Source organism: Gynuella sunshinyii YC6258 (assembly GCF_000940805.1).
Classification (GTDB): domain Bacteria; phylum Pseudomonadota; class Gammaproteobacteria; order Pseudomonadales; family Natronospirillaceae; genus Gynuella; species Gynuella sunshinyii.
The window spans coordinates 5021476-5045078 of the sequence record NZ_CP007142.1 but is presented as its reverse complement, the minus strand read 5'-3'; the positions used below and the strand labels follow the sequence as shown (position 1 = coordinate 5045078).

24 protein-coding genes are annotated in these 23603 nt (G+C 50.0%); 23 read left to right on the top strand and 1 reads right to left on the bottom strand.

Annotated features, from left to right (window positions below):
* The first annotated feature begins 299 nt into the window (after window positions 1-299).
* The 16 genes from ccmA to YC6258_RS21005 all read left to right on the top strand — a co-directional run bounded on the left by ccmA (window position 300) and on the right by YC6258_RS21005 (window position 15868).
* A complete protein-coding gene (ccmA, locus tag YC6258_RS21075) occupies window positions 300-878 on the top strand; it encodes a cytochrome c biogenesis heme-transporting ATPase CcmA (protein ID WP_245626974.1) in 579 nt (192 codons plus the stop codon).
* Entirely contained in the window at window positions 875-1546 is a 672-nt protein-coding gene (gene ccmB, locus YC6258_RS21070) for a heme exporter protein CcmB (protein ID WP_245626973.1), read from the top strand. The genes ccmA and ccmB overlap by 4 nt, the downstream gene beginning before the upstream one ends.
* A gap of 18 nt (window positions 1547-1564) precedes the next feature.
* Window positions 1565-2314: a heme ABC transporter permease gene (locus YC6258_RS21065; RefSeq protein WP_211264566.1), complete on the top strand. Its 750-nt coding sequence runs from the start codon at window positions 1565-1567 to the stop codon at window positions 2312-2314.
* Window positions 2314-2490: a heme exporter protein CcmD gene (ccmD, locus tag YC6258_RS29120; RefSeq protein ID WP_082070835.1), complete on the top strand. Its 177-nt coding sequence runs from the start codon at window positions 2314-2316 to the stop codon at window positions 2488-2490. The genes YC6258_RS21065 and ccmD overlap by 1 nt, the downstream gene beginning before the upstream one ends.
* On the top strand, window positions 2487-2957 hold the full coding sequence (gene ccmE, locus YC6258_RS21060; RefSeq protein ID WP_044618665.1) for a cytochrome c maturation protein CcmE: 471 nt from the start codon (window positions 2487-2489) through the stop codon (window positions 2955-2957). Before ccmD ends, ccmE begins: the two co-directional genes overlap by 4 nt.
* Entirely contained in the window at window positions 2954-4936 is a 1983-nt protein-coding gene (locus YC6258_RS21055; protein ID WP_044618664.1) for a heme lyase CcmF/NrfE family subunit, read from the top strand. Before ccmE ends, YC6258_RS21055 begins: the two co-directional genes overlap by 4 nt.
* The gene (locus YC6258_RS21050) at window positions 4933-5457 is read left to right on the top strand and encodes a DsbE family thiol:disulfide interchange protein (RefSeq protein ID WP_044618663.1); all 525 of its coding nucleotides are present in this window, start codon (window positions 4933-4935) and stop codon (window positions 5455-5457) included. Before YC6258_RS21055 ends, YC6258_RS21050 begins: the two co-directional genes overlap by 4 nt.
* Entirely contained in the window at window positions 5444-5899 is a 456-nt protein-coding gene (locus YC6258_RS21045) for a cytochrome c-type biogenesis protein (RefSeq protein WP_044618662.1), read from the top strand. Before YC6258_RS21050 ends, YC6258_RS21045 begins: the two co-directional genes overlap by 14 nt.
* A 2-nt stretch (window positions 5900-5901) precedes the next feature.
* Window positions 5902-7143, top strand: a complete 1242-nt coding sequence (gene ccmI, locus YC6258_RS21040) for a c-type cytochrome biogenesis protein CcmI (protein ID WP_044618661.1) — start codon at window positions 5902-5904, stop codon at window positions 7141-7143.
* Window positions 7144-7393: 250 nt separating this feature from the next.
* On the top strand, window positions 7394-10894 hold the full coding sequence (gene smc / locus YC6258_RS21035; protein ID WP_044618660.1) for a chromosome segregation protein SMC: 3501 nt from the start codon (window positions 7394-7396) through the stop codon (window positions 10892-10894).
* Window positions 10895-10919: 25 nt separating this feature from the next.
* Window positions 10920-11963: a cell division protein ZipA gene (gene zipA / locus YC6258_RS21030; protein ID WP_044618659.1), complete on the top strand. Its 1044-nt coding sequence runs from the start codon at window positions 10920-10922 to the stop codon at window positions 11961-11963.
* 7 nt (window positions 11964-11970) lie between these two features.
* Entirely contained in the window at window positions 11971-13989 is a 2019-nt protein-coding gene (ligA, locus tag YC6258_RS21025; RefSeq protein WP_044620269.1) for an NAD-dependent DNA ligase LigA, read from the top strand.
* A gap of 1 nt (window position 13990) precedes the next feature.
* A complete protein-coding gene (locus YC6258_RS21020; protein ID WP_044618658.1) occupies window positions 13991-14431 on the top strand; it encodes a hypothetical protein in 441 nt (146 codons plus the stop codon).
* Window positions 14428-14673 (top strand): YheU family protein, encoded by a 246-nt coding sequence (locus tag YC6258_RS21015; protein WP_044618657.1) that lies wholly within the window; start codon window positions 14428-14430, stop codon window positions 14671-14673. The genes YC6258_RS21020 and YC6258_RS21015 overlap by 4 nt, the downstream gene beginning before the upstream one ends.
* Window positions 14670-15146 (top strand): DUF2489 domain-containing protein, encoded by a 477-nt coding sequence (locus tag YC6258_RS27615; protein ID WP_052830458.1) that lies wholly within the window; start codon window positions 14670-14672, stop codon window positions 15144-15146. The genes YC6258_RS21015 and YC6258_RS27615 overlap by 4 nt, the downstream gene beginning before the upstream one ends.
* Window positions 15147-15151: 5 nt before the next feature.
* Window positions 15152-15868 (top strand): spermine/spermidine synthase domain-containing protein, encoded by a 717-nt coding sequence (locus YC6258_RS21005; RefSeq protein ID WP_052830457.1) that lies wholly within the window; start codon window positions 15152-15154, stop codon window positions 15866-15868.
* Here YC6258_RS21005 and YC6258_RS21000 read toward each other — a convergent pair.
* Window positions 15849-16244, bottom strand: coding sequence for a hypothetical protein (locus YC6258_RS21000; protein WP_044618656.1), 396 nt, complete (start codon window positions 16242-16244; stop codon window positions 15849-15851). The genes YC6258_RS21005 and YC6258_RS21000 overlap by 20 nt on opposite strands.
* Before the next feature lie 261 nt (window positions 16245-16505).
* On the opposite strand from YC6258_RS21000, the gene YC6258_RS20995 reads away from it, so the two are divergent.
* From YC6258_RS20995 to YC6258_RS20965, 7 genes are all read left to right on the top strand, one after another.
* Window positions 16506-17360, top strand: a complete 855-nt coding sequence (locus YC6258_RS20995) for an HDOD domain-containing protein (RefSeq protein WP_052830456.1) — start codon at window positions 16506-16508, stop codon at window positions 17358-17360.
* 278 nt (window positions 17361-17638) lie between these two features.
* Complete coding sequence (gene tcdA / locus YC6258_RS20990; RefSeq protein ID WP_425402625.1) at window positions 17639-18460, top strand: tRNA cyclic N6-threonylcarbamoyladenosine(37) synthase TcdA; 822 nt, start codon at window positions 17639-17641, stop codon at window positions 18458-18460.
* Window positions 18461-18472: 12 nt separating this feature from the next.
* On the top strand, window positions 18473-18979 hold the full coding sequence (locus tag YC6258_RS20985; RefSeq protein ID WP_044618655.1) for a TIGR03546 family protein: 507 nt from the start codon (window positions 18473-18475) through the stop codon (window positions 18977-18979).
* Between the two features lie 11 nt (window positions 18980-18990).
* Window positions 18991-20838, top strand: coding sequence for a TIGR03545 family protein (locus YC6258_RS20980; RefSeq protein ID WP_044618654.1), 1848 nt, complete (start codon window positions 18991-18993; stop codon window positions 20836-20838).
* A 12-nt stretch (window positions 20839-20850) separates the two neighbouring features.
* Window positions 20851-21699, top strand: a complete 849-nt coding sequence (locus YC6258_RS20975; protein ID WP_044618653.1) for an RluA family pseudouridine synthase — start codon at window positions 20851-20853, stop codon at window positions 21697-21699.
* 29 nt (window positions 21700-21728) lie between these two features.
* Complete coding sequence (locus YC6258_RS20970; protein ID WP_044618652.1) at window positions 21729-22217, top strand: FKBP-type peptidyl-prolyl cis-trans isomerase; 489 nt, start codon at window positions 21729-21731, stop codon at window positions 22215-22217.
* 138 nt (window positions 22218-22355) lie between these two features.
* Window positions 22356-23570 carry a glycerophosphodiester phosphodiesterase family protein gene (locus tag YC6258_RS20965; protein ID WP_044618651.1) on the top strand — a complete coding sequence of 405 codons (1215 nt, stop codon included), beginning with the start codon at window positions 22356-22358 and terminating at the stop codon, window positions 23568-23570.
* Window positions 23571-23603: the final 33 nt, after the last annotated feature.

Sequence of the window (23603 nt, the reverse complement as noted above, 5' to 3'; positions counted from 1 at the left end):
AGGGTTGTAGTTATACTCCTCCAGCTTATCGGCTGGGAAGCGGGTTTCTGGAGCTTGAACTGGGTTACTCTTGTCAGTTTTCTGACAGAGTTAACAGTCAGGATTTGATACAGTCCCCGGTCTTTGTCTTTAGCATACTTATAAATAATTGATTTTTCTGGGATTATCGAACCCTGATAACAGAGTACTCCCCATGGGGTAGTTCGATTGATCTGAGTCCGGTTCAGCGTGGGTTATTGCTTTTGCAGCGTGTCATTTTAAAAACATCCCCTTTATATTGTGAAAGGGATGATCGTTTATTGTTCAAAAATCTTGTTGTGACGCTGAACAGTCATCAGGTCATGCAGGTAAAGGGTGCTAATGGTTCTGGCAAGACCACCTTGTTGCGAAAACTGGTGGGGTTGAGTGATGTGGTCGAAGGTGACGTGGAATGGTATGAGCCTGTTGGCAGCAAACGGGAATTGGATGCCGGGAAGTTTTTGTATCTGGGTCATCGTCCCGGTGTGACCAATGTGTCGACTGCGCTGGAAAATCTGCGCTTCAGCGTTTCCCTTAAGGCTCATTTAAGTCTTCCTGAGGCACGGTACCTGGAGGCGCTTGATAAAGTCGGATTAAAAGGCTTTGAAGATGTTCCGGCTCACAGTCTGTCTGCCGGGCAGCAACGACGAATTGCATTGGCGCGTTTGTATCTGCTTGATGATGCTGTTCCACTTTGGGTGTTGGATGAGCCGTTTACTGCGCTGGATCTCGATGGTGTGGACAAGCTGGAACAACATATTGCAAGTCACAGCGAACGTGGCGGATCGGTGATTTTGACTACTCATCACCGGCTGGACATGGAGCAGCTGAGTGTCTTGGATCTGGAGCAGTACCGGTGAGCGCATTCTGGTCGATGTTACAACGTGAGTTGGTGGTAGCTTACCGGCGACGTACTGATTTACTAAATCCGTTGTTGTTTTTTCTGATGGTTATTACGTTGTTTCCCATGGGTGTGACACCGGATATGGAGAAGCTGGGTGAGTTATCGGCCGGCATTCTCTGGGTGGCTGCATTGTTGGCAACCCTGTTGTCGCTGGACATGATGTTCAGGGCAGATTTCGACGATGGCACTTTAGAGCAGATTTTGTTGTCAAACGGTGTGGTTGAATGGCGCGTTTTAGCCAAGATGTTAACTCACTGGCTGGTAACGGGGTTGCCCCTGACGCTGATCAGTCCAGCTTTATCGTTGATGCTGGCGCTGCCCGGCCGGGCGGTACCTGCGTTAATGTTGTCGCTGGGGGTGGGGACGCTGGCGCTCAGTCTGATTGGCTCCGTGGGTGCAGCATTGACCGTCGGGTTGCGAAAAGGAGGTTTGCTGTTATCACTGCTGGTCATGCCATTGTTTATTCCGGTATTGATATTCGGAGCCAGTGCAGTTGCCTCTGCGGCGCTTGGATTGGGTTTCAAAATACAGTTGTTATACATTTGCGCGATTTCTCTGGTGGCCCTGGCCCTGGCTCCGTGGATTACCACGGTAGCGTTGAGAATCAGTGTTAATCAGTCTTAAAAGAGGTTGAGATAGATTATGTGGACCTGGTTTCACAAGTGGGGTTCCCCGAAATGGTTTTACCAGATGAGCTGGCCCTGGAGTATGGTGCTGGGCATTCTGGCGCTGGTACTGCTGACCATTGGTACTGTTTGGGGGTTGGTTTATGCTCCTGTAGATTATCAGCAGGGGAATAGTTATCGGATTATCTATATTCATGTTCCCACGGCCATTCTGGCGCAATCGTGTTATTTCATGATGGCAGTGCTGGGCACAATCAGCTTGGTCTGGCGCATGAAAATGGCTGACATGGTGTTGAAATCCATAGTCCCGTTTGGTGCGGTGATTTGTTTATTGGCGCTGATTACCGGGGCGGTGTGGGGCAAGCCGACCTGGGGAACCTGGTGGGTGTGGGATGCCCGGTTGACCTCAATGCTGATTCAGTTGTTTTTATATCTGGGTGTGCTGGCCATCTATAATGTGATGGAGAGTCAGCAGAGTGCAGATAAATCGGCTGCGGTGTTGTCACTGGTCGGTGTCATCAATATTCCCATCATTAAATATTCTGTTAACTGGTGGAATACACTACACCAGCCCGCTACGTTTAAATTAACTGAAAAGCCAGCCATGCCCGCAGAAATGTGGATACCATTGCTGGTTATGGTGTTAGGTACGTATTGTTTTTTTGGTAGCCAGGTTTTGATCAGAACCCGGCAGGAGATTCTGCAGCGGGAGCGTAAAACCAATTGGGTTCGTGAAGAAGTCAAACGGTTGGGAGGAGTGAGTTAGTGGGGCAGTTCGAATCTTTTTCTGCATTCCTGCAGATGGGCCATCACGCCAAATATGTATGGCTAAGTTATGGCAGTTTTGCCATTGGTGTGGTCTATCTGATCGTGGCACCCAAAATCAGACAGCGCCAGTTTGTTAAACAGCAATTACAAAAATATCGACGGGAGGAGTCATGAACCCAAAACGTCGCCAGCGACTCGTGTTTATTTTATGTGGTGTGCTGCTCGTCGGAACTGCCGCCGCTGTTATTCTCTATGCCAACAGTCAGAGCATCAGTTGGTACAAGCATCCAAGTGAGATTGCCGCAGGTGATTATCTTGTGGATCAGAAAGTTCGGATCGGTGGATTGGTGAAAGCCGGTTCCTTCCGGCAGTTGGATCAGGACACTCTGAAAACAGAATTTATGGTGACTGACTGCATGAGTGATGTAAAAGTCAGTTACGACAAAATATTGCCCGATTTATTCCGTGAAGGTCAGAGTGTGGTGGTAGAGGGGAAGGTTATTAATGGCGTGGTGGAGGCAAGTCAGGTGTTAGCCAAGCACGACGAACAGTATATGCCGCCGGAAGCCAAGGCTGCCCTTGATGCTGCGCAACAGGGTGGTGCGACATGTGATGCAAGTTATGCAGAGGCGACACGATGATTCCTGAGTTCGGTTTATTCTGTCTGATTCTGGCGCTGGGGCTGTCTTTTCTGCTCTCAACGATACCTGCCTGGGGTTACTTTAAAAATAACGTATGGATGATGATGTCCTCCAGAATGCTGGCGACAGGCGTATTTGTCATGCTTGCGTTTGCTTTTGGTCTATTGGCTTATGCCATGGCCACGGATGATTTTTCGGTCTCCTATGTCGCCAGTAACTCTAACTCGGCATTGCCGATTTATTACAAAATCAGTGCTATTTGGGGCGGTCACGAAGGTTCTATGCTGCTTTGGGTGTTGATTTTGTCTGGCTGGACATTAGCGGTGTCTGCTTTCAGTCGTTCGCTTCCTACCGATATGTTGGCGCTGGTGATGAGTATGCTGGGTGTCATCACTCTGGGATTCCTGATTTTTGTGGTTCTGACATCCAGTCCGTTTGATCGGGTGTTGCCGATGCCGCCAGCAGATGGCCGGGATCTGAACCCGCTGCTTCAGGATATTGGACTGATTTTACATCCACCGATGCTTTATATGGGGTATGTCGGTTTTTCTGTGGCTTTCGTATTTGCGATTGCTGCGCTGGTTTCCGGCCAGCTTGATGCTGCCTGGGCCAAATGGGCCCGTCCATGGACCAACGTCGCCTGGATCTTCCTGACGCTGGGTATTGCGCTTGGAAGCTGGTGGGCTTATTACGAACTAGGCTGGGGAGGCTGGTGGTTCTGGGATCCGGTTGAGAATGCCTCTTTTATGCCTTGGTTGGTAGGAACAGCGTTGATACACAGTCTTGCTGTTACAGAAAAACGCGGTGCCTTTAAATCCTGGACGGTGCTGCTGGCTATTTTTGCTTTTTCCTTCTCATTGCTTGGCACGTTCCTGGTTCGCTCCGGTGTTCTGACATCTGTGCACGCCTTTGCTTCCGATCCCAAGCGGGGATACTTCATTCTGACTCTGCTGGCTATCGCGATTGGTGGTTCGCTGTTGCTGTTTGCCTTGCGGGCGCCGTCGTTACGCAGTTTCACGTATTTCAAAATGATGTCACGGGAATCATTCCTGTTTTTTAATAACATCCTGCTGGCGGTGGCTGCATTCGGAGTTATGCTTGGGACGCTGCTGCCACTGATTTTCGATGTTTTTCAATTGGGTAAGATCTCGGTCGGACCACCGATATTCAATACAGTGTTCAATACCTTGATGATTGTACTCCTGGCATTGCTGGGTGTAGGGCAGTTGTTGAAATGGAAAAGCGATAATCTGGCACATACTCTGAAGTTTCAGCTGATCAGCGCTCCAGTGTCTGTGGTGCTGGCAGTTCTGGCAGTTTATGTATACGCCGGCAGCATTGTCTGGCCAGTTGTGCTCGGGCTATCTCTGGTGTTCTGGATTATATCGAGCGTTGTTATCAGTGTGCGCCACAACATTCGTCATGCTTCATCCTTTGCTGCCGGGCTGATAAAAATGAACCTGAGTTACTACGGTATGTTGATTGCCCACCTTGGTGTGGTGGTGACAGTCGTTGGTGTGGTCATGGTGGCAAACTTTCAGGTCGAACATGATGTGCGGATGTCCATTGGGCAGGAAAAAAGCTTTTCTGGTTATGACTTTAAGTTCAATGGTACGGAGCAGGTGCAAGGCCCCAACTATCTCGCCGAAAGAGGCTCCATTGATGTTTCCAGGGATGGGCGTTTGATCGTCGTGTTACATCCTGAGAAACGCCAGTATCTGGCAGCTGGAAGCATTATGACCGAAGCCGATATTCAACCTGGCCTGACCCGTGACTTGTATGTCGCGCTGGGTGAGCAGTTGAATGACAGTGGTGATTGGGCATTGCGTATTCACGTTAAGCCGTTCGTGCGCTGGATTTGGTTTGGAGCACTGTTTATGGCATTTGGGGGTCTTTTGGGAATGTTGGACAAGCGTTATCGTAAAACAGCGCTGAAGGAAATCGATAAAGCATCAGCCAAGCAGGAGGCTATGGCATGAATCGCTGGTTGTTTTTTATTCCTGTTGCATTTGCGGTCATTCTCGGAATGGTGTTCATTCCGGCTCTTCAGCTTGATAACAAAGAAGATATTCCCACGCCACTCAAAGGTAAGCCATTGCCGGTGTTTTCGTTGCCAACGGTCAAAGATCCACAAAAGATATTGAGTAATACCACCGTGGTTGGTAAACCGTTTTTGCTGAATGTTTGGGCGACCTGGTGCATTACCTGCAAAGTCGAGCATCCTATGCTGAACAAATTGGCCAAGCAGGGAGTCAGAATCATCGGCATGGACTACAAAGACAGTCGGGAATCTGCACTCAAATGGTTTGAGACCTATGGCGATCCTTATGAAATCAACATTTACGATGAAGATGGTACGCTGGGATTCGACCTTGGAGTGACCGGTGCGCCAGAAACATTTTTTATCCGTAGTGACGGCACGATTGCCTATCGCCATGTGGGTGAAATCAATGACGTTATCTGGAACGACAAGCTGAAGGCGATCTATGAAACGCTATAGTATTTTACTGTTTTTGTTGCTGAGCAGCGGTTTCGGATTCAGTGCTGTATCTGATTATAAATACGACTGGAATAACCCTGGGCTGGAGCTTCGCTATGAAAAGCTGACCAAGGAGCTGCGTTGTCCCAAATGTCAGAATCAGAATGTTGCCGATTCCGATGCACCGATTTCCCAGGATATCCGTGACAAAGTCTACGAACTGTTGAATGACGGCAAGACTGATAAGGAAATCGTTGACTTTATGATCGCCCGTTACAGCGAGTTTGTGACTTATCGTACCCGCCTTTCCTGGTCAACGATCTGGCTGTATCTGGGGCCGGTTCTGTTGCTGACACTCGGTATCATCGTTCTGATTGTACGTACCCGAAAACCCATCAAACAACTCGAATTGACCGAAGAACAGCTCCGTAAAGCTGATGAGCTGCTGAACCGCAAGGAATAATCATGTTCTGGATTACTGCTGGCCTGCTGACTTTTGTGGCACTTGGTTTTTTGTTTTATCCGTTTGTCAGAAGTCTGCCCGATACCCGCCAAATTGATCGTCAGGCGGAAAATTTACGTGCTCATAAATTACAACTCAGTGAACTCAAACAAGCCTATGCTGCTGGTGAGTTTAGTGATGAGGATTATCAGCAGCTGGAAAATGAACTGAAACTCCGGCTGGTGCAGGATACTGAAAAAATCGACGCCCGCTCTCATGAGGACACTTCGCGTCCCCGATGGCTTGTGCCATTGGCGGCTGTTGTTCTGATCGTGTTCGCTTTTTCGGCATACTACCAGCTAGGTGGCTGGCGGGATGTGAGGCTGCGCGAAGCCATGCTGGCCGCCGGTCAGAGCCCGGAACAGCAACAGGCGTTTTTTAATCAGATGGAAGCACGCATCGAGCGTCATCCTGATAACATTGAAGATTTGTTTTTTCTTGGTAAAACCTATTTTCAGGTCGGGCGGAGTCAGGATGCAGAACGAATTTTTGAAAAAGCTTTAATGGTTGCGGAAAGAAACCGGTCTCTTAACCCAACGGATCATTCCTGGTTGATTTCCAATCTGATCCAGGCGAGGTTTAGTAATAATGACCGGGTGCTCAGTCAAACTGATAAGCAGATGCTGAAGACGGCTCTTGAACTGGCGCCGACCAACACAATGGCGCTAGGGTTGCTGGGGGTTGATGCTTTTGCTTCTGGTGATTTTGCGCAAGCGCTTATCAACTGGCGAAAAATGCTCAAGGTGATGCCGGCGAATGAAGTAGAGGCCGTTCAGTCTGCAATTACCATGGCAGAAAACAACCTGAAGGCTGCTGGCAAACCAATACCTGCTGACGAATCGGCCGTTGAACCTACTATCGTGGTGGCCGTTACGATTGACCTTTCGGAAGAACTCAAGCAACAACTCGATGGTGCCCGTTCATTGTTTGTTGCCGCGCGTCAGGTGAATGGGCCGCCCATGCCTGTAGCGGTTCAACGCCTGTCTGTACCCGCTTCTTTCCCTGTTACAATTCAGTTGGACGACACCACCACGATGGCAGCGATGGCAGGTTTGCAGGCTGGAATGAATATTGAAGTGGTTGCCAGGCTATCTAAAGGTGGTGTGGCGACTGCCCAGGCTGGCGATCTTGAAGGTCTGTCACAGTCATTGACTGTTCAGGCTGGTGAACAGGCAACCACGGTTTTAATAGACACGGTGCATTGATCACATCACCGGGTAACCAGCGTGTAAAGAGCCTCTGTCGTCATTTCTGTAGAGGCTCTAAGTACTTGTCAGTGTTGGAAAATCCTATCATTTGCGGCTGAATTAAGCTGTTTCTAAGTGTTGATAACTTCGATACAATCCGGCGATTATTTCTTGCTTGATAACGTCCGGCCACGCAATTCATTTGGAATTGGAAGGCTGATCGCGTGCATCAGGGAAGGGTCAAAAAGTATCGGAGAATTTGGACTCAATGCGTCTTAAATGTATCAAGCTGGCTGGTTTTAAGTCTTTTGTCGATCCAACCACGATTCCATTTCCAACCAACATGACTGCAATTGTCGGTCCGAATGGTTGTGGCAAGTCCAATACTATTGATGCTGTTCGCTGGGTAATGGGGGAGTCCTCTGCCAAGCATCTGCGTGGCGAATCAATGACCGATGTGATTTTCAACGGTTCCAATAATCGTAAACCGGTCGGTCAGTGTTCGGTTGAGCTGGTGTTTGATAATCACGATGGCAAAGCGCCCGGTGAATATGCCAAATACGCTGAGATTTCAGTACGCCGAAAAGTCACTCGGGACGGCCAGTCCAACTATTTTCTCAACGGCACCAAGTGCCGGCGCAAAGATATCACCGACCTGTTTTTGGGAACCGGTTTGGGTGCCCGTAGTTATGCGATTATCGAGCAGGGAATGATATCCCGTTTGATTGAAGCCAAGCCGGAAGAACTACGGGTATATGTTGAAGAAGCCGCTGGTATTTCCAAATATAAAGAGCGCCGTAAAGAAACTGAATCGCGCATGCGCCGGACTCAGGAAAACCTGGAGCGGTTAACGGATATCCGTGATGAACTGGAACGTCAGCTGCAACATCTGCATCGCCAGGCCCTGGCTGCGGAAAAATACACAGAATTAAAAAAAGAAGAGCGGGAGAGAAAGGCGCAGTTGAGTGCCATTCGCTGGCAGCGCCTTGATGAGGATGCCGGACAGCGGGAAATGCGCATCAACGAGCTGGAAACCGAATACGAAAAATACGTTGCCGAACAACGCAGCATCGATGCCCAGGTCGAAGAGTTACGTGACAGTCACAACGACCGCACAGAAGTATTCAATCAGGTACAAAGTCAGTATTACCAGTTGGGAACTGAAATTGCCCGGTTTGAACAGAGCATGCAGCATCAGAAAGAAAAAGCAGCCCAGTTGCAGACCGACCTCATTGAACTTGATCGCAGTTTGCAGGAAACCTCACGCGAAAAAGAAGAAGATCAGTTCCGGCTTGAGGAAATCGAAGAGCAGTTAATGATTGCTGAGCCGGAGCTTGAAATGGCCCGTGCTGCTGAAGAAGAGGCCCAGGAAGCCTTAGTTCGCCACGAACAGAGCATGCAGCAGTGGCAACAAAAATGGGAACTGTTCAATCAGGATTCGGCCGGTCCCAAGCAAACTGCAGAAGTGGCTCAGTCCCGTATTCAGCACCTGGAACAGGTGATCGATCGGATCAACCGGCGTTTAAGTTCGTTGTATCAGGAACGTGATGGTTTGCTGGCGGACCCGGAAGCAGAAGCAATCGAAGAGTTGTTGATGCAGACCGAAGAAGCTGAACAGAGCATGGAGACTCAGCAGCGTCGTTTTGATGACCTGTCTGAGCAACTCGAAAGCTCACGTACCCAACTGGAAGATAAACGTACCCGGCTCAACGATGCCCAACGCCGTCAGACCCAGATCAAGGGGCGGCAGGCAACCTTGGAAGCGTTACAGCAGGCAGCCATGGGAGAAGCCGGCGGTGGTGTGCAGCGTTGGTTGGAAAGTCATCAGCTGCAGCACCGGGAGCGTCTGGCCCAACAGGTACATGTTCGAAACGGCTGGGACAAAGCCGTGGAGACCGTATTGGGTGCTTATTTGCAGGCGGTCTGTGTGGACAGCACCGAGGCATTGACCGATGGCCTGGCGCGTTTTGAACAGGGCATGCTCAACCTGATCGACCAGACGGCCACTACAGCGTCATCGCAATCCGGTTATCTGAATGCTGAAGTGGACAGCCGCTACGATCTCTCCGACCTGTTGGACAGAATCCGTATTGCAGAGGATTTACCGGCAGCCATGGCCATGCGCAGCAGCCTTCAGGCTGGCGAATCAGTCGTTACCCGTGACGGTATCTGGCTGGGGCGCAACTGGTTGCGGATTAGTAAAGATAGCAACGATGCTGATGGCATACTGAGCCGTCAGACCGAACTTGAAGAAATTGAAATCCAGCTGGATGAACTCGATGCTTCTGTTGAAGAGCTTGAAGTGGATGTCGAGGTGGTGGAAATGCGGGTTCGCTCGCTAAACGAAGAACGCGAGCAGGCACAGCGGGAGCTGGGTCAATTGGCCCGTCAATACGCCGATTTCAAATCCCGCTTGAGTGGTAAACAGGCCCAGGCCGAACAGATGAGAAACCGTCGGCAGCAGTTATTGGCGGAAATCAGTGAGCAGGAAACTCATCTGGCGGAAGAGCGGGAAAACATGGCCATGTCCCGAGAAGAACTGCAGATTGCTCTGGACGCCATGGAAGAAGGCACAGAAGAACGGGAAAACCTGATGCAGGAGCGTGAGCAGCTGCGCCAGGCCGTTGACGAAGCCAGAGATATGAGTCGTTCACAAAAAGACAAAGTACACTCTCTGGCATTGCAGCATCAGGCCAGTCAGGCCAAGGCTGATGCGATAAAAACCGCTCTCGAACGTTTGGATCAGCAACTGGCACGTCTGCAGGAAAAGCGTGAAATGCTGCTGATGCAGAAAGAAGAACAACTGGAACCTGATAACGATCTGCAGATTGAACTGGAAACCAAACTGGAACAACGGCTGGAACTGGAACAGAAAGTTGCTGACGCCCGAGCCGAGATGGAAGCCATAGACAGCAAAATGCGTGAACTGGACAGTCAACGTCATCGCTCGGAAGGCAAAGCCATGGAAGTGCGCAGTAAACTGGAACAGGCTCGAATGGAATCACAGACGGTGATTACCCGCAGAACCACATTACAGGAACAGTTACAGGAAGCCAGTTTCGATCTGGAAACGGTGTTGGCCAACCTGCCTGAGAATGCCAGCGAAGAGGAATGGGAACAGGAACTGGAGCAGATCAACCAAAAAATCCAGCGACTGGGTGCCATCAACCTTGCAGCCATAGACGAATATAAAATCCAGAGTGAACGGAAAACCTATCTGGATGCCCAAAATGATGATTTGCAGAAAGCACTCGAAACGCTGGAAAATGCTATCGTCAAAATTGATCGTGAAACCCGGAATCGTTTTAAAGAAACTTTCGATCGGGTCAACGGTGGATTACAGGATCTGTTTCCGAAAGTGTTTGGCGGTGGTCACGCCTATCTGGAATTGACGGGTGAAGATTTACTGGATACCGGTGTGGCGATCATGGCCCGGCCCCCGGGTAAGAAAAACAGTACCATTCATTTGTTGTCCGGTGGTGAAAAAGCATTGACGGCAATCGCCCTGGTGTTTTCCATCTTTAAATTAAATCCGGCACCATTCTGTATGCTGGACGAAGTGGATGCGCCATTGGACGATGCTAACGTAGGACGTTATGCCCGACTGGTAGACGCAATGTCTGAACACGTGCAGTTTATCTACATCACTCACAACAAGATTGCCATGGAAATGGCCAAAGACCTGATGGGTGTCACGATGAATGAGCCTGGAGTATCAAGACTGGTATCTGTTAACGTAGAAGAAGCGGCAGAGCTGGCCGCAATATAATCGAGAGCATAAGAAGGGTCGAGACATGGAATTGCGACATTGGCTGTTAATCCTGTGCATACTGGCCATTATTCTGATTTTCCTGGACGGATTTCGTCGTTGGAAAGAGCGGCCTAAATATAAGGGTTCCTACACCCGTGATGAAGAAGAACTGTCTGAGTTTCCATCCGGAGAACTCCCCAACGGCGGTGCCAGGGTGCGGCCGTTGTCACCGCAGGAAATACTTGCGCGTAATGAAAGAATAAATCTGGATAAAAAAGTTCCCTTGCTAATGGAAACACTGTCGGTTGAACCTGAGCAGGATGACTTTGATAGTGAGGATGCTAAAGATGATCAATATCAGCAGTCTCTTGAACTGGTGGAGCAGGACGAAGATCAATGGCATGAACAGACAGACTTCGTTCAGGAGCCAGAAGCAGAATATGAGACTGCAGAGGTACGGCGGGAGCCGACATTTGCAGCTGATGAACAAGAGCTGGAAGCCCTGGAGGATACTTTCGATGAACCGGAAGCAATCTATGACCCGGAGCCGGAAGACATCCTTGAACCTGAATCTGAGCTGGCAGCGTTCAGTGAACATGCCGAAGCCGTAAAGACCGAGGAAAAATTGGATATTTTCGCAACGGAAGTGCCAGGTCAGGACCTGGTCGAACCACAAGAAGTTATCGTCATTAATGTTGTGTCTGAGCACGAAGGCTTTGATGGTGAACAACTACTGCAGATTTTGCTTGCCTGTGGTATGCGTTTCGGTGCCATGGATATCTTTCATCGTACCAATGACAAAGGGCAACTGCAGTTCAGTATGGCAAATTGCATGAAACCTGGCACGTTTAACATCGATAACATGGGGCAGCAGCCGATACAGGGCGTCTCCTTTTTTATGACGCTTCCGAATAGTGCCGATGCCATGCAATCGTTTGATTACATGCATGAAACGGCCAATGTGGTTGCCCGTCACATGCATGGAGTTTTGAAAGATGAAATGCACAGCGTGATGCGGGGTCAGACCGTTGAACATTGTCGTAACCGGATCCGCGAATTCGCCCGCGCCCAGCTTTTAAATGCATAATCCCAATATGAATCAAGCCGACTATCAGCAGCTTCAACAGCTGCGTCAAATGATTGAGCGTCATAACTATGAATATTATGTGCTCAATGAATCCACCGTGACCGATGCCGAATATGATCGTCTGATGCAACAGCTTCGGAAGATTGAGTCTGAGCACCCCGAGTGGGTCACACCTGATTCTCCGTCTCAGCGAGTCAGTGGCCAGCCGGCCGATGGTTTTGAAACGGTGGTCCATGAAGTGCCGATGTTGTCCCTCGACAACGCTTTCGGTGAACAGGATATGCATGATTTCGTGCGCCGGATACAGGATCGTCTGCGTCAGCAGGATGATTTTGAGTTCTGTTGTGAGCCCAAGCTTGATGGTTTGGCCATCAGTCTGTTGTATGAAAATGGTGTGCTGGTGCGCGCTGCCACCCGGGGTGATGGCACCACGGGAGAAAACATTACCGCCAATGCCAAAGCCATTCGTAATATCCCTTTGCGCCTTCGGGGAAATGGTTATCCGGCTATTTTGGAAGTGCGCGGTGAAGTCTACATGACCCGTTCAGGTTTTGAAGCCATGAATGAGCGGTTTCGCAGCAACGAAGAAAAAACCTATATGAACCCCCGTAATGCTGCATCGGGTGCGTTGCGTCAGCTGGATTCCCGGATTACTGCGCAACGGCCGCTGGAGTTCTGTTGTTATTCCGTTGGTCGGGTCGAACAGGGAACCGTACCGGACAGCCAGTACGCACTGTTGAAACAGCTGCAGCAATGGGGACTCAAAATCAATTCCGAAATGCGTCAGGTAACGGGGGTGGATGGTTGCCTGGATTATTTTCAACAGATGCTGAATAAGCGCGATGGACTGGATTACGACATCGATGGTGTCGTGTTCAAGATCGACGACATGGCTCTGCAAAAGCGATTGGGATTTGTGTCCCGGGCACCACGCTGGGCGATCGCGCATAAATTCCCGGCACAGGAAGAGCAGACCCGTCTTCTGGCAGTGGACTATCAGGTAGGCAGGACTGGTGCCATCACTCCAGTAGCGCGGCTTGAGCCGGTTTTCGTGGGGGGAGTGACCGTCAGCAATGCCACGCTCCACAATCTCGACGAAATCACCCGTCTTGGTTTGGCCATCAATGATCAGGTGATTATCCGCCGGGCCGGTGATGTGATTCCGCAGATTGTGAAAGTGGCTCATCAGGCTGATGACGATGAGCGCCAGGTGATAGAGATTCCGACGGCCTGCCCGGTCTGTGGTTCGGACGTGTTAAGGGTCGAGGGCGAAGCGGCACTGCGTTGTACCGCCGGTTTGTTCTGTGATGCCCAGCGTAAAGAGGGGCTGAAACATTTTGTCTCGCGCAAGGCCATGGACATTGAAGGCCTCGGTGACAAGTTGATCGATACGTTGGTGGATCTTAAGCTGGTTAACCACTTCTCCGATCTGTTCCGGCTGACGTTTGAGCAACTGGTGAATCTTGAGCGTATGGCGGAAAAGTCGGCTAACAATCTGTTGGAAGCCCTTGAACACAGCAAACAAACAACATTGCCACGGTTCTTGTTTTCCCTGGGTATTCGTGAAGTTGGGGAAACAACCGCCCGTAATCTTGCCAACCATTTTGCTGATCTCAATGAACTGATGCATGCCTCGGAAGAAGATCTGCAGGGAGTGGACGATGTGGGTCCTGTAGCCGCCAGAAATGTGGCAGCATTCTTCGCAGAAACCCACAATCGTGACGAAGTTCAGGCGTTGCTGGATCTGGGTATTCAGTGGCCAGTACAGCAGCAGGACAGTACTGATGCTGTACTGGCCGGTCAGACCTGGGTGGTTACCGGTAAACTTGAAGCCCTGAGCCGGGATGAAGCTTCTGAGCGGTTGCTGGCTTTGGGTGCCAAGGTGGCTGGCAGTGTGTCCAAAAAAACCACCCGGGTGGTTGCCGGTCCGGGTGCCGGATCAAAGCTGAAAAAAGCCAATGAACTGAATATTCCGGTCATGGATGAAGCTGAATTTATGGATTATTTAAAAACGCTGGAGAATTGAGGTGGATCAGGAATCAATCGTTTACGGGGTTATTCGTGATGTACCCAGCAGCAGTTCCCATGAATTGGCGAGGTTTCGGTTGACCAACTGCAACGCCATACTGGAACTTGGTGAAGTGGATATGCAGCCTGCGTTGTTGACCAGTATGTTTTCGTTGCCATCTGATGAACTGCTGAGCGGAACATACCAGACGCAGGTGATCCATTTTGCGGCGTCCTACAAGGCTGTTGAATATGAATGGGAACGCTGGATGTCCAAGTTTGAACTGCTTTTGACCCAGATGTATTGGGTATCTGCCACCGTTCATCTGGAAACCGAGTTGAACGGCAAACATACATTTAACTGGGATGCGACAGGCTCCCATCATCGTCCTGGAGACGCCGCATTGAGCGTACGTTGTGAATGGGAACATGATGTCAGTTTCAGGTATGCCGCATCATGATCATCCCCTACGAAGCGTTGCCAGCCGAGACTTTGACTGCTCTGCTTGAGGCATTTGTGGTTCAGGAAGGGGCTGATCAATTTGACATTGATTACACACTCGCGGAGAAAGTTGATCAGGTTCGCCAGCAGCTTCAGAACAAGCAGGTATATATCGTGTTTGATCCACTAACCGAAACGTGCAATGTGGTAACCAGTGATGAAGCCAGAGAGCTATTGCGCGAAGAGAGGACAGATTTATGACTACCCTGACTATCACGTTGACTGTACTCGCGGTGATAACGATTCTGGTACTGACTGCCGTGGCAGCGATCATGTGGCGTCGCGTATTTCGGCAGCGTGAACAAGTCCGTCAGCAGACCGCTGTGCAGCTTGAGCGCAGGCGCAAACAGCGTGAGGAGCTGATCGAAAGTATTACTGTGATTGCCAGAACACTGGTGGCCGGTGAAATGAATGAGTCTGAAGCCGCCATTCGTCTCAAAGTATTATTGGACAACCTGTATCTCAGTGAAGAAGAGCGTCAGCGGTTTGCCAACATTGAAGAAATGTATGAGATGGTCAAGGACTTCGATACCCATCAGATGCGCCAGCAACTTCCCAAAAATGAACGAATGAAACAGGATCTGGCCCGGAATAAAATAGAGGTGCAGTATCGCGACAAACTGCTGAAAGATGCGCGGGCATTATTGGAATATCAGTTTCCGGCTCTGCACTGAGCATTATGGCTCTGCTCTGGTTTCAACAAAAAGATGGTCATCGTTACGAAGTCCGCAGTGCCGGAAAAACCCTGCGACTCTACAGTGATGGAGTGTTCCACAGTCAATACAATCCTGGGCGTTTGAGTCTTGGTGGACTATGGGATCTGCTGTATCTGCCGGCATTCTTTCTGCCTCCCGAACAATTGAATCAGGTACTGCTGCTCGGATTGGGAGGCGGCTCAGTGATTCATCCTCTAAACCACTGGTTTGCACCGGAATCCATTGATGCTGTTGAGATCGAGGCCAGTCATCTGCATGTTGCCCGTGAGTTTTTCAGGATTGAGAAGGAAAACGTGCGCTTACATCATGCAGATGCGTTGCAGTGGTTACCGCAGCAATCACAGCAATGGGATATTGTGATAGAGGATGTCTACGGTCATCTGCAGGGGGAACCGGTACGAGGTGTGGAATACTCCCGACACTGGTCCAACGCATTGCTGGACCATTTGAGTCCCCATGGGCTGCTGATCATGAACTTCACGGCTGTCAGAGATATGCGGGAATGGTTGGCTAATATGTCCCAGTGGCGGACCGAACGACTGTTTTATCTGCAACTGCAGACAGAAGGTTATCTGAATCGGGTGTTACTCGTCAGTCGTTATCGCATTACCCCCGGACAACTGCGCCATGCTGTGCCCGCAGCGCTGAAAAAACTGAACTTCAAGGTGCTGTCGGTTTAGTCCGGATACTTTCAATCCATTCAATGACAATATTCAGTTCATTAGTGCCGTAACCGTTCTCCACCAGTGGCATATTTCCCGCATTGTTGTAAGGGTTTTGTCGGCTCTTGATTACAATTTCTGACATTGCCGGATCACCCTTTCCCTGGTCATCAACAGATATCAAGCCGCTATCCACCCAATCCTGATCGGTCTTGAGCTTTGCCCATGCGCCATGTTGTGTATGACAGGTCATACAATGGTGGCTCAGCACCGAAGGTCCATCTATATTGCCAGCATGGTCAGACTGACCAGACTCCGTGCCGGCAGCAGACTGGAATGTGCAGAACAGGAAGGGCAGTATCCCCAAAAGCATGACAAAAAATTTGTTCATCATTGTCGATTGACGAATTCCAAAATCAACAGGCTAGCATGTTTTGTTTGCAGAACCGTGACAGCTCCTGGAATCAATAGCTCATCATGGGTACCCACTTAGACTGCCCTCAAGGCAGACGCAGAGACTTTGAGAAGGCGTCATTTTGGTGTCGAACCTGTCTGCAGCTGTATTGCAAAATGACACATGAATATTGTGATGAAAGTCATTTTTTTTCCTATATTGATGGGGTGTTTTTACTCTGGCATATAGGAAAAGGTTTACATGGCAACCGCTGAAATGATAACTGCTGAAGAAAATGCCCTCGCGATAGCAACCAAAGGGTTTGTGATTCCTGCCAAGCCTGAAATTCTTATCAACCTGGAAAATCTTCTGGCCGGAGACGAGGTTAACGTTGCTGATGTGGCCAAGCTGATTTCCAGTGATGTCGGCTTGTCATCACTGATTCTCAAGACGATTAACTCGCCATTTTATGGTATGTCTGCCTCAATCGGAGATATTCGGCAGGCAGTCATGTTGTTGGGAATACAGGTGATAAAGGCTGTTATGACCGGGGCATTGTTGCGGCAATCCTACGTTCAGAAATCCTGTATTTCAATGGAGCGGTTCTGGGATACCGCCGGTGATATTGCCAACAGCATGAACTTCATTTCGCATTTGTTAAAAGAGCGGGTGGTGATCGACAACCTATACACGTTGGGTCTGTTCTGTGACTGCGGTATCCCGGCATTTGCCATCCGCTATCCGGATTATCGGGAAGTTCTGATTGAAGCCAATTCCGGCGATGAGCTGCTGGTGGACCTGGAAAACCGCAAATACCATTCAAACCATGCAATAGTCGGCTACTATCTGGCCAATGCCTGGGGACTGCCTAAAGAAGTGTGTCACGTGATTTTGAATCATCATGATGTTCACTTTCTGGACAAAATTACCGGTTCTGCGGATCAGTACTATTATGCCGCGTTGAAGTTGTCAGAGAATATCATCAATAAAAACCGGCGCTTTCAGGAAATAACGGAATGGTCGGTGTGCAAGTTCCGGGTATACGATCTTCTTGGTATTACTGAATCGGACGCACTGGATCTGGAAGAAGACATCATGGATCATCTGACTCACTGACACGCCAGCAGTGAAAATCCTGTCGATCAACGGCAGGATTTTCCAGATCTCTTAAAAACAAAGCGTTTTATACCATTCTGCCGATGTTTGACTGGAATGTTCAGGTAGCCCCCTGACGGAGCCAGTTTGACTGTTGACTAATGCAGGCCTGCCGGATCACACCTTATTCCATAGGATTTTCATCTCACTCCATCGTATAATCGGCGGCCGTTTTTAATTATCCCTCTTTCATTTAATGGTGAGCCTGTCATGGAATGCCGGTCAGGCCCGAGTGAGCTATGACGACTGATCTGAACAATAAGCCGACGCTGATGGTTTCCCAGCATCCTGAATACCTTGATCGTTTTGGTGGTACCGGCCGCTTGTATAGCGCCGCCGGCCTGCAGGCACTGGCAAATGCAACCGTTGCCGTTATTGGTATTGGTGGTGTCGGTAGTTGGGTGGCAGAAGCGCTGGCTCGTACCGGCATCGGTCATCTGGTGCTGGTGGATCTCGATGATATCTGTGTGACCAATACCAACCGTCAGATTCATGCTTTGGGGGGCGAGATTGGAAAAATGAAAGTGGCCAGCATGGCGAGCCGGATCAAAGCCATTAACCCGCTGTGCGAAGTGACCACTATCGAGGACTTTCTGACTCCGGAAAATGTCGCCACGATAGTCTCCCGGCAATGGGATTTTGTGGTGGATGCCATTGATAGTGTCAAACCCAAAGCGGCACTGATCAATTATTGTGTTCGTCAAAAAATTCCCATCATAACCACTGGTGGGGCGGGCGGGCAGATTGATCCGCTCAAGATACAGATTACCGATCTTTCCCGCACGCTGCAGGATCCGCTGGCCAAGAAAGTCAGACAGATTCTGCGTAAAGACTACGGCTTCAGTCGTGATCCGAAGAAAAAATTTGGGGTGCCGTGCGTATTTTCTATGGAAGCTTTGAAGTATCCTCAGCCTGACGGCTCCGTTTGTGCCGTTCGATCCCCTTCTGACAGCAGCACCCGACTGGATTGTTCCGGAGGTTTTGGTGCGGCAACCATGGTAACAGGTACATTTGGTTTTGTTGCTGCGGCTCATGTAGTTAATAAGTTAACGGAAAAATAGCGAATAACTATTATGATTAACACTATTCTGGATTTTATTAAGGCGTTGAACTCCAACGCCGGCCCTTGGTCGATTGCGTTTGCCATTGGCCTGGGCATGATCATGGGGCTGACCCCATTCTGGACCTTTCACAATCTGCTTATTCTGTTGTTGGCGTTGGTATTGCGGACACATCTGGCCAGCTTCTGGCTGAGTGTCGCGTTTTTTTCCGGTATTGCCTATCTGGCTGATCAATCCATGCTGCAGGTGGGTGAGAATGTGCTGACCCATGGCAGCCTTCAGCCCCTATGGACCAGCCTGTACCAGAGTGATTTCTGGCGCTTCACCCGTTTTAACAACACCCTGGTGATGGGATCACTGGTGACCGCTCTGATTGCATTTGTGCCGGTGGTGGTCGCCATCAGAATTCTGGTGGTGCAGTATCGCCTGCATGCACTGGCCTGGGTAAACAAGCTCAGAGTTATTCAGCTCATCAAGGCCAGCAAACTGTTTGCTGCCTATAAACGTATTTCAGAGTAAGGAGACCTGCCATGAAAAAGATTATCCGCTGGCCAGGTCTCATTGGCTTTGTCGTATTGTTAGTTTTGTTTGTGGGGGGATGGTACCTGTTTGCCGGTACCGTTGCCCGTATGATGGTGGAATCAACCGGGCGTTCCCTGACCGGTTTACCGGTGACTGTGGCCGATGCTTCATTTTCCATTGAGCCGCTGGGTTTCCATTTTTCCGGATTACAGTTACCGGATGCCGACGATTTCAACCAGGATGCCGTGTATATCGACAAGGCGTTTGCCCAGGTACAGTTCTGGAAACTGCTGCGCGGGAAGGTGGTGGTTGCTGATTTGTCTGTTTCCGGCATGGTATTCGATCAGCCACGCTCACAACCCTGGCAGCCATTGAAAACGAAAACGGCACCGGATTCGAAACAGGAGTCTGATCTGGTGGCTAAAGGTCGCGAAATCGTACAGGACAAAGTTGATGCGATACCGACTCCGGCAGAGATTCTTGAACAGGAAAAACAGCAACTGATCACCCTGAAAAAGGCTGAACAGTTGCAGACGGTTGCGGCACAGAGTCGTACAGATGTTGAGGCCGGACTCAAAAGTATTCCCAATCAACAGGCACTGGCAGAGTACAGCAGGCAGATCAAAGAGCTGGCCAATACCCGCTTCAAAACCCTTGAGGATTTTCAAAAAGGCAAGCAACAGTTTGAACAGTTGCAGAAGTCTATCCGGGAGGATCGCAAGAAGGTTGAGAGTTCGGTGGCCATAGTGAACAGCAGCATCAAAAACCTGAACAGTGCTGTGACTGAACTGAAAGCGGCACCTGGTGAAGATCTGGATCGTCTGTCGGAAAAATACAGTCTGGGCAATTTCAATCTGCGTAACATCAGTGAATTTATTCTGGGGCCGCAAATTCTGTCGTATCTCGACACCGCGAAACTCTGGTATCAACGGGTTGAACCGTTTATTCCCAAATCAGACGGAGAGGACGCCGATGTGAAGCCAGAGCGCCTCAAAGGTCGTGATGTGATCTTTCCCTCGAACAATCCCGATCCTGCATTCTGGCTCCAGCATGCCCGTCTGGAAGCTCTGAAGGGAACGCATCAGTTTGATATTCAGTTGCAGGATTTCAGCAGTCAGTATCGTGCTCTCCAACGTCCGGCAACGTTGAATATCGCTATGTCTGACAGCCGTGATACCGGTGTGAAGGCCATGGTCATAACCGGTGAAATGATTCCGGGAGAGCAGCGCTATGAGCTGGACTGGTCAGGATTGGCGCTGAAGGATAAAAAGCTGCTCGACAGCGACGATATGAAACTGGATCTTAAGGCCGGTTCTGTCACCCTGGATGGTCAGGTCAGCGTTGTGCGCGGGTTGATCGATTTGAATCTGACCAGCCAGTTTGACAAGGCGACCTTCAGCACCGAAGGCAAGGGTCAGGTTAACAAACAGTTGGGACAGGCACTGGCGCGGATTCATCAGTTTGATCTGGTGGTCACTGGCAAAGGAAAACTGAATGATCTGAAAACCGAGATTGATTCCAGCCTGGATGAACAGATTGGATCGGCCATAACCGCGCAACTCAAGGAACAGCAGCAGGCATTGACGGCTGATCTCAAAAACCGCCTGCAGCAACAGGCCAATACGGCCCTCGCGCCGGTGAACAAACAACTGAGTGAATATGATGTACAACTGACGGACCTGAACCAGGTTTCCGGTCAACTGGATGATTTGTTAAAGCAGAAACTGGAAGATTTCACCGCCCGGCAAAAACGGGAAGCAGAAGAGAAAGCCAAGGCTGCTGCTGACAAAGAAGCGGAGAAAGCAAAACAGAAAGCTGCTGACAAATTGAAAGACACATTTAAAGGTCTTAAATAAAGAAGTCTATTGATGCAAGAATCATTGAAATTGGATGTTGCACTGGAAGTGGAGCTTGGCGATCCCCTGATCGCCATCGAATTTCTGGTGGACAATGTCAACCTTTCCAAGTCGCGTCTGAAGGACGTAATGAACAAAGGAGCCGTCTGGCTCCAGCGGGGTTCTGCTCCCAAAAAACGCTTACGCAGAGCCATGAGTGACCTCAAGGTCGGCGATATTCTGGAGCTGTATTACGACGAGCAGCTGCTGTCGATCCGCCCGCCCAAACCCACCTTGATGAGCGACGACGTTCAATACACGGTATGGCATAAACCGGCCGGTATGCTCAGTCAGGGAAATGAATGGGGCGATCACACGTCACTGCTGCGTCAGGTTGAACTGGTGTTTAATCCCAAACGGGAGGTGTATCTCGTGCATCGTCTTGACCGCGAGGCCAGCGGCCTGATCATCATTGCCCATAGCCGCAAAGCGGCGGCGTATTTCAATCGGCTGTTTCAAGACTCCCTGATCCATAAACAATATCGTATCGAAGTGCTGGGAGATCTCAGCCAAAAAGCCGCCGAAGGCACTATCAGTTCTCAGATTGATGGAAAAGATGCGCTGACCCGGTTCAAATTCGTAAAATACACGCCGGAAAACAATTCCAGTAAGGTCGACGTCTGGATAGATACCGGACGCAAGCATCAGATTAGACGCCATTTTGCCGATTATGGGTATCCGGTCATGGGTGATCCCAAATATGGCAAGGGCAATAAAAACCGCGAAGGGATGAAGCTGGCGGCCGTGGCACTGGAATTTCCATGCCCGGTACAGCATCAAACCCGGCGCATTTCACTGTATGACACTGTTAAGTCCCCATGAGTCGGACTGTGTCATCGACAGAGGTTCATATGAAAGTAGAAAAAAATAAAGTTGTGTCATTTCACTTCAAAATGACGGAAGTGGGTCGTGATGAAGTATTGGAAGATACCCGTGAGTCCGAAGCATTGTTATATCTGCACGGATATGGTCAGTTGCTGATCGGACTGGAAAAAGCACTTGAAGGTCGTGAGGTCGGTGATCAGTTCAGTGTCGAACTGGAGCCGGCAGAGGCGTTTGGTGAAGTTCAGCAGGCCGATCCGGTCAGGGTACCGCGCAAGCATATTGCCACCAAGGGCAAACTGGTGCCCGGAATGGTTGTCGAACTGAATACCCGCGACGGTCTGCGTGATGTGACAGTCCTGAAAGTGGGTTTGAAGACTGTGGATCTGGATGCCAATCACCCCTATGCCGGAAAGAAAATGAACTTCGATGTCGAGGTGACTGATGTACGTGATGCCACGGATGAAGAAATACACCACGGCCATGCCCATGGACCGGGTGGTCATCATCATCACTAAGTGATTTATTCTGCCGGTCCCGTTCGGGGCCGGTATCGTTTCTTCCCTTATTTCCTCCTGATCTCTGTTTCACGATACTGCAATCAATTTCCGTTAACTCTATGGCTTCCGACTAAAAAAACTGACAAAGGATCAGCCATGAAATTTTTATCCAGGACGTTATGGTTAACGGCCATTTCGATAGTTGCCGGACAAACCGTTGCTGCCGTCGTCGAACTCGGACCCCGGCCTTATTTTTTGATACAGCAAATGCAGAACAGCCCATTGAAGGAAAAACTGCTGTCCTGTTCTGATCGCGACTTTAAGCCTACTCTGTTTTCCATCGGTCATCGTGGCGCAGCGATGATGTTTCCTGAGCATACCCGTGAGTCTTATCTGGCGGCTGCCAGAATGGGAGCTGGGATTATTGAATGTGATGTAACCTTCACTGCCGATCAGCAACTGGTCTGCCGTCACAGTCAGGCGGATCTGCATACCACCACCAATATTCTGGCGACTGATCTGGCGGCTAAATGCACGCAGCCATTCTCACCGGCGGGCGCGGGTGAAAAAGCCAGCGCGGAATGCCGTACCAGTGATATCACACTGGCAGAATTTAACTCCCTGAAAGGCAAGATGGATGCAGCGGATAGCACGGCCACCAGCCTGGAACAATACATGAACGCTACCCCAAACTGGCGCACAGATCTGTATGCCAGCAGCGCCGGGACCCTGATGACTCACGCCGAATCCATTCGCCTGTTTAAAACTCTTGGGGTGAAATTCACCCCTGAACTGAAAGCGCCATCGGTAGACATGCCGTTTAACGGTTTCACTCAGCAGCAATATGCCCAGAAGATGATCGATGAATACAAAGATGCCGGGGTGGCGCCAGAGGATGTCTATGCCCAGTCATTCAATCTCGATGACATTCTCTACTGGATCAAAAACGAACCGGAATTCGGTAAGCAGGCTGTCTATCTGGATGGCAGGGACAGCGAGGAAGGGTTTGATCCGATGAATCCCGACACCCTTCACCCATCGATGCAGGCATTGAAGGATATGGGGGTTAACTACATTGCCCCGCCATTGTGGATGCTGGTGACTGCCGAGAACGGCCGGATCGTACCATCGGCCTATGCCAGAGAAGCCCGTGCCGCCGGGCTTAAGATTATTACCTGGACACTGGAGCGTTCGGGTCCGTTGGGCAGTGGCGGCGGGTGGTATTATCAGTCTATCGCTGACATAACCGGAACAGACGGGATGGCCTATGAACTGTTGGATGTGCTGGCTCAGCAGGTTGGAGTCGTGGGTGTCTTTTCCGACTGGCCGGCCACAGTCAGTTATTATGCTAATTGTATGAATCTGAAGTAAACACAGGCCACAGCCAGCCTGGTGTCAGGCTGG